The sequence below is a fragment of the Frankia nepalensis genome (genome assembly GCF_016786325.1).
Classification (GTDB): domain Bacteria; phylum Actinomycetota; class Actinomycetes; order Frankiales; family Frankiaceae; genus Pseudofrankia; species Pseudofrankia nepalensis.
In genome coordinates this window covers 1-14,373 of record NZ_JADWYU010000151.1, presented here as the reverse complement: position 1 = coordinate 14,373, position 14,373 = coordinate 1, and the positions used below count along the sequence as shown (strand labels likewise).

The 14,373-nt window shown below is 74.7% G+C and carries 11 protein-coding genes; 4 read left to right on the top strand and 7 right to left on the bottom strand.

Annotated elements, in window-relative coordinates; all coding sequences use genetic code 11:
* Nucleotides 1–143 precede the first annotated feature (143 nt).
* The 7 genes from purN to I6A81_RS23620 form a co-directional block, all read right to left on the bottom strand.
* Nucleotides 144–728: a phosphoribosylglycinamide formyltransferase gene (gene purN / locus I6A81_RS23650; RefSeq protein WP_307874860.1), complete on the bottom strand. Its 585-nt coding sequence runs from the start codon at nucleotides 726–728 to the stop codon at nucleotides 144–146.
* Nucleotides 729–911: 183 nt separating this feature from the next.
* Nucleotides 912–1,475 (bottom strand): helix-turn-helix domain-containing protein, encoded by a 564-nt coding sequence (locus tag I6A81_RS23645; protein WP_307874859.1) that lies wholly within the window; start codon nucleotides 1,473–1,475, stop codon nucleotides 912–914.
* Between the two features lie 203 nt (nucleotides 1,476–1,678).
* Entirely contained in the window at nucleotides 1,679–3,127 is a 1,449-nt protein-coding gene (locus I6A81_RS23640) for a cell division protein PerM (RefSeq protein ID WP_203006425.1), read from the bottom strand.
* 102 nt (nucleotides 3,128–3,229) lie between these two features.
* The gene (locus tag I6A81_RS23635) at nucleotides 3,230–4,090 is read right to left on the bottom strand and encodes a hypothetical protein (RefSeq protein WP_203006426.1); all 861 of its coding nucleotides are present in this window, start codon (nucleotides 4,088–4,090) and stop codon (nucleotides 3,230–3,232) included.
* A gap of 522 nt (nucleotides 4,091–4,612) precedes the next feature.
* On the bottom strand, nucleotides 4,613–5,485 hold the full coding sequence (gene sucD, locus I6A81_RS23630) for a succinate--CoA ligase subunit alpha (protein ID WP_203006427.1): 873 nt from the start codon (nucleotides 5,483–5,485) through the stop codon (nucleotides 4,613–4,615).
* A gap of 22 nt (nucleotides 5,486–5,507) precedes the next feature.
* Nucleotides 5,508–6,674 carry an ADP-forming succinate--CoA ligase subunit beta gene (sucC, locus tag I6A81_RS23625; RefSeq protein WP_203006428.1) on the bottom strand — a complete coding sequence of 389 codons (1,167 nt, stop codon included), beginning with the start codon at nucleotides 6,672–6,674 and terminating at the stop codon, nucleotides 5,508–5,510.
* 367 nt (nucleotides 6,675–7,041) lie between these two features.
* Nucleotides 7,042–8,814 carry a serine/threonine-protein kinase gene (locus tag I6A81_RS23620; RefSeq protein WP_203010306.1) on the bottom strand — a complete coding sequence of 591 codons (1,773 nt, stop codon included), beginning with the start codon at nucleotides 8,812–8,814 and terminating at the stop codon, nucleotides 7,042–7,044.
* A gap of 519 nt (nucleotides 8,815–9,333) precedes the next feature.
* Between I6A81_RS23620 and I6A81_RS23615 the strand changes: the two genes are divergently transcribed.
* The 4 genes from I6A81_RS23615 to groL all read left to right on the top strand — a co-directional run bounded on the left by I6A81_RS23615 (nucleotide 9,334) and on the right by groL (nucleotide 14,251).
* Nucleotides 9,334–10,860, top strand: coding sequence for a carboxyl transferase domain-containing protein (locus I6A81_RS23615; protein ID WP_203010305.1), 1,527 nt, complete (start codon nucleotides 9,334–9,336; stop codon nucleotides 10,858–10,860).
* A 74-nt stretch (nucleotides 10,861–10,934) separates the two neighbouring features.
* Nucleotides 10,935–11,885, top strand: coding sequence for a lipase family alpha/beta hydrolase (locus I6A81_RS23610; RefSeq protein WP_238431064.1), 951 nt, complete (start codon nucleotides 10,935–10,937; stop codon nucleotides 11,883–11,885).
* A 202-nt stretch (nucleotides 11,886–12,087) separates the two neighbouring features.
* Nucleotides 12,088–12,396 (top strand): co-chaperone GroES, encoded by a 309-nt coding sequence (gene groES, locus I6A81_RS23605; protein ID WP_041261824.1) that lies wholly within the window; start codon nucleotides 12,088–12,090, stop codon nucleotides 12,394–12,396.
* 211 nt (nucleotides 12,397–12,607) lie between these two features.
* Nucleotides 12,608–14,251: a chaperonin GroEL gene (gene groL, locus I6A81_RS23600; protein ID WP_203007732.1), complete on the top strand. Its 1,644-nt coding sequence runs from the start codon at nucleotides 12,608–12,610 to the stop codon at nucleotides 14,249–14,251.
* Nucleotides 14,252–14,373: the final 122 nt, after the last annotated feature.

Here is a 14,373-nt window from a genome sequence, read left to right as displayed (position 1 = left end):
TCCTCCTCCTGCGGATCTGTCACGGTTCCCGGGCGTCCTCGCCCAGGCCCGGTTACTCCTGCTGGCGCCCCGCCGCCGACCGGCGGGACCGCCGGCGCGCGGCACCCGTGGCGCCGGGTGGCGCCGCGTGGGCGGGCGTACGGCTACCCGGCGCCGCCCTCGGGCCCCGCGCGCAGAACCCGCCCGATCGTGTCGACATAGAGGCCGCGCTCGACCGCCTGGATCCGCGCGTGCAGGGTGTCCTCGGTGTCTTCCCGCCGGATCTCGACCGCCGCCTGCGCGATGATCGGCCCGGTGTCGACCCCCTCGTCCACCCAGTGGACGGTCACCCCGCTGATCTTGACACCGTGGGCCAGCGCGTCGCGGACCGCGTGCGCGCCGGGGAACGACGGCAGCAGCGACGGGTGGGTGTTGACCGTCCGAAACCGACCGATGACCTGCTTGTCGAGAATCTTCATATACCCAGCGAGTACCAGCAGGTCGGGACGCGCCGCGGCGATCCGGTCGGCGGTGGCCGCGTTGAACGCGTCCCTGTCCGGGTGGTCCGCCAGCCGGACGGTGAACACCGGCACGCCGGCGGCCCGGGCCCGCCGCTCGGCGCCGGTATCCGGCCGGTCGGTGCCCACCGCGACGACCGTGGCCCCGTAGGCCGGGTCCTGGCAGGCGTCAAGGATGGCCTGCAGGGTGGTGCCGGCCCCGGAGGCGAGAACGACCAGGCGAGCAGACACGGAACTCTCCGATGGCAGCAGGGTCATCTCCCAGGCAGGGGCCGTAGGGGCGCGAAACGGGCTTCTCGCGCCGCCGGAGGCCTCCAGCAGACACTGTGCCCAGGCGCGCGGGCGCCAGCCGCCCCACCGGCCCGCGCGTTCGCGACGATCCCCGGCCGTCGCGACGATCCCCGACTGTACTGACTAGCCCGCCAAGACGTCCTCCGTCGCGCCCGACGGGGGCTCCTGGGCCGCGGCCACGAGCTGCTGGCCGAAGGCCATACCGAGATCCAGTTCGAAGTCCGGGTCCGGCGGCACGGCAAGGCCGTTGGCGGCCGGAACGGCGCCTACCCGGCCGGGCGGGCCCGGCTGGCAGCCGCCGCCCGGCCAGCAACGACCGCCGGGCGCCTCGTCGGCGTCGAGCCCGGGGTCCAGGACGCCGTGGTCGACGCCGTCGAGCAGGTCACCCGGCCGGCACAGGTACAGCTCGGCGAGGCGCGCCAGGGTCCTGGGCGAGGGCGCGCGGCCGCCGGAACCGGGCCAGGTCTCCCAGTAGCTGAAGGACTTGGCGGTCTTCGGGTCGGCCGGCCAACGCGCGTTCCAGCGCCAGGCGGCCTCCTCCTGCGTCCAGCCGTGCGCCAGCCGGAACGCCAGCAGCGCGCCCAGCCGGTAGGCCAGCTGCCAGTGGGTGGCGATACGCCGGTACGACCAGCCCAGGCCACGCAGGTCGGCGGACCGCGCGCGCAGCTGGGTCAGGGTCGGTGTCACGGTGACCAGGAGGTCATGGTGGTCAGGGACACGGTGGCCAGGGGCATGGTGGCCTCCTCCCGAACGGTCCTCGCGGGCGCCCGGCCAGGCGATCACACGGTAACCACCGGCTCCGACATTCGGCCCCGGCGCGAACGCCGTCCCGAGGACGCCCGCCGCGGCTCCCGACCAGTCAGCGCGGCCGAAGAGCCAGCAGACACGTCTTAGTCGCGACGACCGACGAGTTCGACGACGCTGGTCACCAGGGCGCCGGCCATCGCCACCTCCAGGAGCGTGGCCAGCATCGCCCAGCCAGGGGCCGGCCCGACCTCGGCGGCCGCGCCCGTGCCGACGCCACCGCCGGACAGCGCCGCGAGCAGGCCGACCAGCGCCGCGCAGGTCGCCGCGCCGGCGACCACCAGGCCGAGGCGGCCGACCAGGGGCGCCCCCGGCGTGGCCCGGCGCACCGACAGCGCGAGCGCCGTCCCGGCCGCGAGCGGCGCCACGGCGAGCACCAGCCAGGCCCAGCCGGGCAGCGGCGCCGTCGGCAGCAGCCGCAGCACCGGGAGGTCCGGCAGGCTGTTCGGGGCGGCGGTGGTCGGGGTCAGCGTCACGGCCCGCCCGGCGGCGAACCCGGTGCCGAGCGCGTAGCAGACCGCCCACACGACCAGGTTGGGCAGGAGCGCGAGCTGGACGGCCAGCAGGCCCACTCCGCCGACCACGCCGGGGTCGAGGCCCTCCGCCGCGGCGGACACGCTGCCCGCCCGGACGATCAGCAGGACGGTGAGGCCCAGCGCGCCGACGGCGACCAGTGCCGCGACCGCGGCCAGCCCCGCCGACAGCGGCACCCGCAGCACCGTGGGCACCATCCGCCAGGCCGCGCCCGGCCCGCGGGCACCCGCGAGCACGCCGATGGTCGCGCCCAGGCCGGAAAGGCAGGCCGCGCCGAGCAGCGCGGACACGATCGAGGGGTGCGCCCGCGGGCTCGCCGCCGCGAGGCAGACGACGCCGACCAGCGTGGTCTGCGCGACCATGACGGCCGTGGCGTACAGGACGACCCGGCGCCCGGACGTCGCGGCGCCCCTCGCCGATCGCCGGCCTCCCAGCTCGGCTTCACCGATCCGGGAGGAACCCCGAGCTCCGCCCATCTGGGAGGAGCCCCGCCGCCGATCCGGCGGGAGCCGGCGTGCCCGAGGGCGCGTGCTCGACGCCGCCGCCCCGGTCGCCTGGGCGAGCGCGCCCCGGCCCGCGAGGCCGGGACGCAGCCGGGAGCCGAACCGGCCCGCGAGGCCCGCCCGGTCGGTCACGTCCCTTCGCGGGCGTGGCGCACCCGCGCGCGCGGCCGTGAGCCGGTATCCGGACGAGGCGGCGACCAGAACCGGCAGCATCGCCAGCCCCATCGGGAGGATGTCGACCTCGCCGTCCGGCAGCCGCAGGGTCGTCCCGTGCGCCAGCAGCCACAGGTCCGCGCCGACCCGGAGTGCCTCGCCGGCGCCGGCCCGCGCCCTCGTGTCCGCTCCCCACGCGACGAGCACCAGTAGCTGGACGGCGACCAGACCGGCGGCGCCAGCCACGGCCGGCGCGGGCAACGCGGCGCCGAACGTGCGCGCGAGCCGGGCGAACCGGGCTAGCCGGACCGCCGCGGCGCCGCGCGAGACGACAGGGTGGGCCACAGGGACGACGCTCGCATGCCGCCGCGGCCGGGCCCTTCCAACACGCCGGGCCATCGCCCGGAATTGGACCTATCCGACGAAAATCGACGGTCGGCGGCCGGCCTAGCCAGGCTGCTGGCCGTAGGGCTGACCCGCCGGAGGCTGCTGGTTCGGGTCATAGGGCGGCGCCGGCGGCTGACCGTAGCCGGGACCGGGCGGCTGCCCGTAGGGCGAGGGCTGGCCGTAGGGGGCCGGGGTCGCCGGCGGCTGGCCATATCCACCGGGTGCCGGCGCCGGAGGCTGGCCGTACCCGGGCGTGGCCGTCGGCTGGGTGTAGCCGCTGGGCGCGGGCTGCTGCCCGTAACCAGGCGCCGGGGTCGGCTGGGGGTAGCTGGGGGGCGGCTGCTGCTGCCCATAGGGCGCGGCGGGCTGCTGGTAGCCGTAGGGCTGACCGTAGGGCTGCTGCCCCGGCCCGTACGGCGGCTGGGGGCTCCAGGGCCCGCCCGGTCCGCCTGTCGGGCCGCCCGGCCCGGCCGGACCGCCGCCCGCCCCGCGGCCCGGGAACGGCTCCCCGCTGGCGAGCAGGCCCAGGACGCTGAAGCCGGTCAGCGCCGCGGCCCCGATGAGGCCGAAGTAGAGGCCGAACTTCGAGTCGTACGGGTCGACGGTGATCAGCCTCAGGAGGATGAAGAGCGTCGCGACGCCGCCGAGGATCACGTTGAGCAGCGCCGGGCCGACCGGGCCGAGCGCCGGCACCCGCGTGTTGCCGAAGACCCGGGCCGCCACCAGCCCGGCGACGGCGACGCTGAGCAGGATCGCCAGCACCGCGAGCGCGCCGGAGGACCAGCCCATGTGGTTGGTGCTGCGGTAGTAGTACCAGTCGATCCCCATCCAGGGCATGAAGCTGGAGATAAGCACCACTAGGCCGCCGGCCAGGGTGCCGACGTCACTGGTGGCGACGTCGCGACCAGCTATCTTGACCATCGGGACCAACCCCACTTCTTCCGGTACCGTCCGAGCCCCTAGTTCATCAAGCACGGACGTGAAAGCGCTACAGCATTCGCCCAACGGCGGGGCAACCGGCCCCGTCCAAAGGCTGTCATGTCACGTCGGCGACTGGCCGGTCACCCCGGCGCCCAAGATGCCAGCGCCGGGGTGGCCGGGTCCTCACCCGGTCACCCCGGCGCCAGAAGCGTCCGACAGGCCCTCCCTGAGCGGGCAGACTCGCGGCCCACCCAGCCACCTCACCGAGCCGCGACCGGGGCCAGCCCCCGAACCGGGCACCGACCCCGCGACCAGATCATCGGGCGCGAAGCGTCCGACAGGTCCTCTCTGAGGTGGGCGGACTCGCGGCACCCCACCAGGCACCGAACGCGGCCCACCCAGCCACCTCACCGAGCCGCGACCGGGCCAGCCCCCGAACCGGGCACCGACCCCGCGACCAGATCGTCGGGCGCGAAGCGTCCGACAGGTCCTCTCTGAGGTGGGGCGCTCCGCGCCCCAGCCTCAGAGGGACCGCATGATCTCGGCCATCAGGCGCGCGGTCTCCGACGGCGTCTTGCCGACCCGCACGCCGGCCTTCTCCAGCGCTTCCTTCTTGGCCTGCGCGGTGCCGGAGGAGCCGGAGACGATGGCGCCCGCGTGGCCCATCGTCTTGCCCTCGGGCGCGGTGAAGCCGGCGACGTAGCCGACGACCGGCTTGGTGATGTGCGCCTCGATGTGCGCGGCGGCCCGCTCCTCGGCGTCGCCGCCGATCTCGCCGATCATCACGATCGCCGCGGTCTCCGGGTCCGCCTCGAACGCGTCGAGCGCGTCGATGTGGATGGTCCCGATGACCGGGTCGCCGCCGATGCCGACGCCGGTCGAGAAGCCGAACTCGCGCAGCTCGTACATCATCTGGTAGGTCAGCGTGCCGCTCTTGCTGACCAGGCCGATCCGCCCGCCCGGGGTGATGTCGGCCGGGATGATGCCGGCGTTCGACTTGCCGGGGCTGATGATGCCGGGGCAGTTCGGGCCGATGATGCGCGTCTTGCCCTTGCCCTGCGCGTAGGCGAAGAACTCGGTGGTGTCGTGCACCGGGACGCCCTCGGTGATGACGACCGCGAGCGGGATCTCGGCGTCGACCGCCTCGATCGCCGCGTCCTTGGTGAACTTCGGCGGGACGAAGATGACGGAGACGTTGGCCCCGGTCTTCTCGATCGCCTCGGTGACGGACGCGAACACCGGCACGCCGTCCTGGGACTGGCCGGCCTTGCGGGCGTTCACGCCGGCGACGATGTTCGCGCCGGACGCCGCCATGCGCTTGGCGTGCTTGCTGCCTTCGGAACCGGTGATGCCCTGCACCACGATCCGGCTGTTCTCGTCGAGCCAGATGGCCATCGCGAGGGAGTCCTTTCTCGACTCAGGCCGCGGCGGCGGCGAGCTCGGCGGCGAGTTTCGCCGCGCCGTCCATGGTGTCCACGGGCTTGACGACCGCGAGGTTGGCCTCGGCGAGGATCCGCCGGCCCTCCTCGGCGTTGTTGCCGTCGAGGCGGACCACCAGCGGGGTGGTCACCTCGCCGACCAGCTCGAGAGCCTTGACGATGCCGTTGGCGACCGCGTCGCAGGCGGTGATGCCGCCGAAGATGTTGACGAAGACGCTCTTGACCGACGGGTCGGAGAGAATGATCGACAGACCGTTCGCCATGACCTCGGCCGAGGCGCCACCGCCGATGTCGAGGAAGTTCGCCGGGCGCTGCCCGCCGAACTCCTCACCGGCATAGGTGACGACGTCGAGGGTCGACATGACCAGGCCCGCGCCGTTGCCGATGATGCCGACCGAGCCGGTCAGCTTGACGTAGTTGAGGCCCTTTTCCTTGGCCTTCTGCTCCAGCGGGTCGACCGCGGCGACGTCGACGAGCGCCTCGTTCTCCGGGTGGCGGAAGTCGGCGTTCTCGTCCAGGGTCACCTTGCCGTCGAGCGCGACCACCCGGCCGTCACCGGTCAGGATCAGCGGGTTGACCTCGACGAGGGTGGCGTCCGCCTTGACGAACGTCTCCCACAGCTTGGCGAGAAGCTCGGCCGCGCCGTCGAGGGCGGCCTCGGGAAGCTTCGCGGCGACGGCGATCTCGCGGGCCTTCGCCAGGTCGACGCCGGTCAGCGGGTCGATGTGGATCCTGGCGAGGGCCTCGGGGTTGGTGGCGGCGACCTCCTCGATCTCCATGCCACCTTCACGGGACGCCATCGCGAGGAAGGTACGGTTCGCGCGGTCCAGCAGGAACGACGCGTAGTACTCCTCCGCGATGTTGCTCGCCTGCTCGACCAGCACCGAGTGGACGGTGTGGCCCTTGATGTCCATCCCGAGGATGTTGGTCGCCTTCTCGAAGGCGTCGTCCGGCCCGTCGGCGACCTTGACGCCGCCGGCCTTGCCACGGCCACCGGTCTTGACCTGGGCCTTCACGACGACCTTCCCGCCGAGCTCCGCGGCGATCGCGCGGGCCTCGTCCGGGGTTGTGGCGATCTTGCCGGTGGGCACCGGGACGCCATGCTCGGCGAAGAGTGCCTTCGCCTGGTATTCGAAGAGATCCACGGTCCGTCCAGTCGGGTGCGGTCGGTCAGGGATGCACGGAACGGATGCGAGCCTACTGACGCACCCGTCGTGACGCGCGCCCGCGCGGCCAGGCCCACAGTGACGCTGTGGCGTCGTCAGTGGCGAGGCCGCGCAGTCGAAGCGGGTCCTCGCCGGCCACCGACGGGCCCACGGACCGCCAGCACGCCGACGTCATCCGCGCACGCGCGGCAGAACCGTACAAAACCGCTGGCCGTGGGGTCGCCACCGGTATCGGCCACCTTCGAAGCGCCGCCTCCCGAGCGGCGCGTCCCACCCCGCCGCGGCGTCTCGCCGCGCGTCATGTATGTCCGATCTCACAGGGCGTGGTTCTCGGCCGCCAGGCGGGTCAGCCGGCCGCGACGATCCCGAGCAGGACGATGGCGGCGAGGACGCCCGGCCAGCCGAGCAGGATCCCCACCGCCGCCAGCCGGTCCCCGCGCCGCCGACCGCGGCTGGCCGCGGCCCGGCCCTGGTAACCGAGGTAGATGCCGAGCGCGCTGCCGACGCCGAACAGCCAGGCCACGGCGAGCAGCGCCGAGAACAGGGCCGGCAGGTTCCACCCGGCGCGCGGGGATCGGTGGGACCGCTCGCCGCCGCGAGCCCGTGACCCGCCGCGCGCCGGGGCGACCGGTGGCCCCGGCCGGACAGGGCCCGCGACGCCGGCCGCACCCGGCGCTGGCGGCTCGGGCCAGGAGCGCGCCGCCTGGTGGGCGGGTTCCTGATACGCGGGTTCCCGATACGTGGACGCCTGATGCACGGACGCCTGGTGCGTGGGCTCCTGGTGGGCGGACGCCTGCCGCGGCGCGGGTTCTGGGTTCCCGCCGTGCTCCGGAGGGCGTACCGCGCGGTCCTGCTCCCGGTCGGGGCCCGCTATGGCGAGAGGCTGCCGCTCCCACGGGCCCATCGCCGGGCCGGGGCGCGGCGGTGACGGGCGGAACGCCTCCGCCGGGGGCGGCGGGCCGAGCGAGCCGGCGCGGGCCACCCGCCAGTCCGCGTCCTCGGCCGGCCGGGAACGCGCCGGCGGCAGCGGCGCGGCCGCGGACGGCTGGCTCGGGTGAGGCGCGCCGGTCGACCGGTCGACGGCCGCGGGGCGCGCCCGCGCGGGTGCCGACGGTGGCGGCGACGGGCGCGCCGGCGGGTCCCAGGAGCCCGACGGCGGTTGCGCGGGGGAGGGCACCCACGCGCCCTGACCCGACTGGCCCGCCTCCCCGTGCGAGGACGACGAACGCCGCTCCCCGATGCCGGGTACCCGGCCGGCCCAGTCTCGCTCCAGCACCGTCTCCGTCGCGCGATGCGCCTCGCTCATGCTGCGCACCGGGCGACCGGAGAGGTCCGCGAGCAGGGCGACCGCCGACGGGCGTAACCGCGGGTCCTTCTCCAGCGCCGGCGCGACCGTGCCGAACAGGTAGCCGGGCAGGCGGTCAAGGTCCGGCGGGTCACGCTGGATCCGGAACGCCAGCACCTCGGCCCGGTCCGCGTGGAAGGGGTGCCGGCCGGTCGCCGCGTAGGCGACGCAGCAGCCCCAGGAGAAGATGTCGGCTGGCGGGCCGGCCTGCTCGCCGCGCATCTGCTCGGGCGCCATCCAGGCGAGCGTGCCGACGACGTGGCCCGTCCGGGTGAGCGTGGCGTTGCCGTCCAGCTGCGCGATCCCGAAGTCGATGACCTTGGGCCCGTCCCAGGCGAGCAGGATGTTCGACGGCTTGAGGTCGCGGTGCACGACCCCCACCTCGTGGATCGCCACCAGCGCGTCGGCGAGCCCCGCCGCGAGACCCCTGACCAGCCGTTCGGCCAGCGGGCCGCGCTGGCGTACCGCGTCGGCCAGGCTGATGCCCTCCACGTACTCGGTGACCATCCAGGGCCGCTCGGAGCCGGTGTCGGCGTCGAGGACGGCCGCGACCGCCCCTCCCCTGACCCGTTGCGCGGCCCGCACCTCCCGCTGGAACCGACGGCGGAACTCGTCGTCCTCGGACAGCTCGGCGGAGGCGACCTTGACCGCCACGGGCTGACGCCCGGCGGTGAACGCGAGGTAGACGGTGCCCATGCCGCCCTCGCCGATCCGGTTCTGCAGCCGGTACGGACCGATCATGACGGGATCGTCGTTCGTGAGCGGTGTCAGCATGGGCCCCCCTCGCGCTGGCCGGGCCCGCTGGGGACGCGAAGAGCTGGCGTCCTCGCGCCTCCGCTGGTCAGCGGTGCCGGCCGCCCTTCCGCGGGGTCGGCATCCGACCGATGTCGACCATCCGGCCGCGAACGGCGACGCTGCCCGACGGGGCCGTGCCCGTGACCCGCCGAGCCGACCTGATGATCGACCCTCAGGGTGGACCAGAGCCAACCCGGACAATCCGCCGCTACCGGCATGATGGCGACTCCGGACAGTATGCCGAACGATCGCACGCCACGCGCATGTGCACCGGGGTCTATGCGTCCGTGCTCGGAGGGTCGCGGCGCCCAACGCACGGGAGCCGTCGAGGGACGTCTCCGCCCGTCCCCGCGCCCATCCTCCCCTCGTCACCCCGCCCGTCGCCCCCGTTCGCCGTCTCCCGTTCACGCGAACGTCCGCGGCCGAGGAGGCGCCGCCGACCTCACGACCCCGCGGGCAACGCGGGCGCCCGAAGCCCCAGGGCGTCACCATGCGGTCATGCCCGATCGCGATCCGACGTCGACCGAGCGCCTTCCCAGCAACCACCTGGCCCCCGGCCTCGCGGATGCCACCGGCCGGCCCGCGCCCGGCGGCACCGACTGGCGGGCCGGCCTGCTCGCCGCGGTGACCCCACGGCGTGGCGGGGACGCCCGCGCGGCGACGCCGAACCGGCTGGGCTGGCCCGGCTACGCCAGCGCCCCCGCGGTGTGGTGGGGGGAAGGACCGGTGGCGGGCCTGGACTGTGTGGTCGCCGTCTGGGAGTTCGACGTGTACGGCGGCAGCTTCGGTGAGATCGACGCCGCCGCGTTCGCCGCCGCCGCGGACCACGCCGCCGCCACCGGACGCCCGCTGCTCTCGTTCCTGCGCAGCGGCGGCACCCGGCTGCAGGAGGGCGTCGCGGGCCTGGTCGGGCTCCCGAGGGCCACGCTCGCCGCCGCCGCGCTCGACGACGCGCGCGTGCCGCACGTCGCGGTCGTCGACCACCCGACCACCGGCGGGGTGTGGGTGACGATCGCCGCGCGCGCGGACCTGCGCTGCGCGGTGGCCGGGGCGACGGTCGGCTTCGCCGGTCCGCGGGTGGTGGCGGCGGTCACCGGCACCCCGCCGCCGGCGGGCAGCCATACCGCCGAGGCGGCGCGGGCCGCCGGGCTGGTCGACGCCGTCGTCGAACCGGCGGACGTCGGGAGCTGGCTCGCCACCGCGCTGGCGGCCGCCGCCGGCGGCCATACCCGGCGCGCCGGCCCGGACGACGCGCCGGCGGGATCGGGAACCGCGGCACCCGGGCTCACCGGCGCCCGCCCGGACGGCGAGGCCGCCAGCCGCGGTGGCTGGCGGCAGGTGCTCGCGGCCCGGGCGGCCGGGCGGCCGGGCGGCGGCGCCTTCCTGGAGGCGCTGCTGCCGAGAGGCGTCGAGCTGGCCGGCGGCGACCCCGGCGTGCGCGCCCGGCTGGGGCCGCCCGGCCTGGTGGCGGTGGCGGTGGCGGCCGAGCCCGGCGGCGCGCCGGGTCCCGCCGGCTACCGGCTGCTCGCCCGGGCCGCCCGGCTAGCCGGCAAGCTCGGTCTGGCGCTGGTCACCTTCGTCGACACCCCCGGCGCCGACCCCGGCCCGTCCGCCGAGGCCGGCGGTGTCGCGCCGGCGATCGGCGCGGCGATGGAGGCGGTGCTGCGCTGCCCGAGCCCGACCGTGGCGGTCGTGGTCGGCGAGGGCGGCTCGGGCGGGGCGCTCGCCGCGGCCTGCGCCGACACGGTGCTGATGGCCCCCGACAGCTACCTGACCGCGCTGTCCCCGGAGGGGGCCGCCACGACGCTGCGCATCCCCGTCGACCGCGCGGCCGACCTGGCGGGCCTGCGGCCCGTCGACCTGCTCCGGCTCGGCTTCGCCGACCGGGTGCTCGGCTCGGGCCGCCCCGGCGCGGTGGCCGGCGCGGTCACCACGGCGCTGGCCGAGCTCGCCGCCCTGGGTCAGGAGGCGCGGCTCTCCGCCAGACGGCGGCGCTGGTCGACAGCCCTGCCCGGTCATCTGTAATCTCACGGCCCACCTGTCGCAGAGACAATCCCCCACTTGTCGCAGAGAAAGTAGCCACGGGCATCGGAACTCGCTTGCTGAACCAGCTGGGCCAGCTGGGGAACGCCGCGGGCCGGTACACGCGGAACGTCACGACGGCTCCCCTTGGCGTCCTGACGCGGCGGATCGGCGCGGCGCCAGCGGCCGTGCGCGGCCTGGTCACCGAGGCGGCCAGCATGGCCACGCATGCGGCCTTCTACCCGGCCGGGGTGCGGCCCGCCCGGTCGGCGGCACCCGATCCCTACAGCCTGGCCGGGCTCGCCCCGCTGCAGCGCGGCCTGCTGGTCGGCAACCTGACGGCGGCCGGCATGCCGATCCTGCTGGTGCACGGGCTGGTCGACAACCGCTCGATCTTCGCCCGGTTGCAGCGCACCCTGCGCCGCCGCGGGTTCCGGCACGTCGAGACGCTCAACCTGCCGCTGTACGCGACGGACGTGCCGCACGCGGCGCTGATGCTCGCGGCCGCCGTCACCGACGTCTGCGCCCGGACGGGCTACCACCAAGCGCACATCGTCGCCCACTCGCTCGGCGGGCTGGTCGCGCGCTACTACGTGCAGTGCCTCGGCGGCGACGAGCGGGTGCACACACTGGTCACCCTCGGCACGCCCCATGGCGGCACCCGGCTCGCCCACCTGGTGCCCCGCGTCGTCCCGTACCGGCTGGTCGCCTCGTTGCGGCCCGGCTCGCCGCTGCTGACGGAGCTCGCCGCGCCGGTGCCCGGCTGCCGGACCCGGTTCCTGGCGGTCGGCGGCGGCCTGGACTCGCTGGTGCGCCCAGAATCCGCGGCGCTGCGCCATCCCGACCTGGCCGCGCGCAACGTGACGGTCCCCGGGCTCGGGCACCACGCGGTGGCGTTCAACGGCGACGTCGCCCATGGCATCGCCACGGTCCTCGCCCGGCTCGACGGCCCCGTCGCCTGGCCCGCCGGCTCGGCCCCGCCGCCGGCCCCCCGGCCCTCGGCGCCGTCGAGCGAGCGGCCCGGCTGAGTCCCTGGTTCACTTCGTCGCCGCGCCCGCCCCGACGCTCACCGCCCGGACTTGACAGAAACGACCGGCTCGGTTGACGAGGGCGACACTGATGCTAAGTTGGCACTCGGCACGGGAGAGTGCCAGCGACATCGGCGCCTGTTCACCCGCGACGGCAGGCCGCCAGGGTCGCTCTCTCATCCAGCGTAGGAAGGGGAGGTCGATCGTGACGACCGCCACCAAGGTTGCCATCAAGCCGCTCGAGGACCGCATCGTCGTCCAGCCGTCGGACGCGGAGACGACCACCGCCTCGGGCATCGTGATCCCGGACACCGCGAAGGAGAAGCCGCAGGAGGGCAAGGTCCTCGCGGTGGGCCCGGGCCGGTTCGAGGACGGCAAGCGCGTCCCGCTCGACGTCAAGGTCGGCGACGTCGTTCTGTACAGCAAGTACGGCGGCACCGAGGTCAAGTACGCCGGCGAGGAGTACCTGGTCCTCTCCGCCCGCGACGTCCTCGCGATCATCGAGAAGTAGCCGGAGTGGATCGGGCCAGCCGTGTCAGCCGCCCTGGCGGCTTCCCGGTTGCCCCGCTCCATGAGGCCCACGGGGACGGCCCCCGGATTCCCGGTGTCGAGTTTCGCGATCTGGGGGTCCGGGGGTCGTCCCTTTCGGGGCGGGCCGGTTTTCGACACGCGCCCTTCGACGTCTTCGTCGGTCAACGGCGGCGGGAGGAACCGCAAACCACATGAGCAAGATCATTAGTTTTCACGAGGACGCGCGCCACGCGCTCGAGCACGGGGTGAACACCCTGGCGGACGCGGTCAAGGTGACGATCGGCCCGCGCGGCCGCAACGTCGTCCTGGACAAGTCGTACGGCGCGCCGACGATCACCAACGACGGCGTGACGATCGCCCGCGAGGTGGAGCTCAAGGACCCGTACCAGAACCTTGGCGCGCAGCTCGTCAAGGAGGTCGCGACCAAGACCAACGACGTCGCTGGCGACGGCACGACGACGGCGACGGTGCTGGCGCAGGCCATGGTCCGCGAGGGCCTGAAGCTGGTCACCGCCGGCGCGGCGCCGGTGTCGCTCAAGGTCGGCATCGAGGCCGCCGTCGAGGCCGTCTCGGCGGCGCTGCTCGACTCCGCGGTCGAGGTCGCCGAGAAGGAGACGATCGCGCAGGTCGCGGCGATCTCCGCGCAGGACTCGCGGGTCGGCGAGCTGATCGCCGAGGCGATCGACAAGATCGGCAAGGATGGTGTCATCACCATCGAGGAGAGCCAGACCATGGGTCTGGAGCTCGAGCTCACCGAGGGGATGCAGTTCGACAAGGGCTACATCTCCCCGTACTTCGTCACCGACCCGGAGCGGATGGAGGCCGTCCTCGAGGACGCCTACGTCCTGCTGCACCCCGGCAAGATCGGCGCCCTGAACGACCTGCTCCCGGTGCTCGAGCTGGTGGTGCAGGCCCGCAAGCCGCTGCTGATCATCGCCGAGGACATCGAGGGCGAGGCCCTGTCGACCCTGGTCGTCAACTCGGTCCGCAAGACCTTCCAGGTCGTGGCCGTCAAGGCGCCCGGGTTCGGCGACCGCCGCAAGGCGATGCTGCAGGACCTGGCCGTGCTGACCGGCGGCCAGGTCATCGCCGAGGAGGTCGGCCTCAAGCTCGACGCGGTCACCCTGGAGGACCTCGGCCAGATCCGCCGGGTCGTCGTCGACAAGGACACCACCACGCTGGTCGACGGCGCTGGCGACGAGGAGGCGGTCTCCGCCCGGGTCAAGCAGATCCGGGCGGAGATCGAGGCCAGCGACTCCGACTGGGACAAGGAGAAGCTGCAGGAGCGGCTGGCGAAGCTCGCCGGCGGCGTCGCGGTCATCCGGGTCGGCGCGGCCACCGAGGTCGAGCTCAAGGAGAAGAAGCACCGTCTCGAGGACGCGGTCTCGGCCACCAGGGCCGCGATCGACGAGGGTGTCGTCGCCGGCGGCGGCTCGGCCCTCGTGCACGTCGCCTCGGTGCTCGACGGCGGTCTCGGCAAGACCGGTGACGAGCGCTCCGGGGTCAACCTGGTGCGCTCCGCGCTGTCCGCCCCGCTGTACTGGATCGCGCGCAACGCCGGCCTCGAGGGCCCGGTCATCGTGCACAAGGTCGTCGACCAGCCGGTCAACCACGGCTTCAACGCGGCGACCAAGACCTACGGCGACCTGATCGCGGACGGCGTCATCGACCCGGTCAAGGTGACCCGGTCGGCCGTCGCCAACGCGGCGTCGATCACCGCGCTGCTGTTGACCACGGAGGCGCTGGTCGCGGAGAAGCCGGCCGAGCCGGCGCCCGCCGGCCACGACCACGGGCACGGCCACGGGCACGGGCACAGCCACGGCCCCGGCTTCTAGTCCACCAGGAACCAGGATCGGGGCGGGGGGGGGGGGGGGGCGCCCCCGGCCGGCTCGCCGGGCGGCGCGGCGGCCTGGCGGCGGTGGGTGCCGGCGCGCGTACTCTTCGGAGAACCCGCTGA

Bases quoted from the DNA above. Each gene is read 5' to 3' on its own strand.
- I6A81_RS23635 (WP_203006426.1), bottom strand. From the start codon at position 4,090: ATGGTCAAGATAGCTGGTCGCGACGTCGCCACCAGTGACGTCGGCACC.
- sucD (WP_203006427.1), bottom strand. From the start codon at position 5,485: ATGGCCATCTGGCTCGACGAGAACAGCCGGATCGTGGTGCAGGGCATC.
- I6A81_RS23620 (WP_203010306.1), bottom strand. From the start codon at position 8,814: ATGCTGACACCGCTCACGAACGACGATCCCGTCATGATCGGTCCGTAC.
- I6A81_RS23615 (WP_203010305.1), top strand. From the start codon at position 9,334: ATGCCCGATCGCGATCCGACGTCGACCGAGCGCCTTCCCAGCAACCAC.
- groL (WP_203007732.1), top strand. From the start codon at position 12,608: ATGAGCAAGATCATTAGTTTTCACGAGGACGCGCGCCACGCGCTCGAG.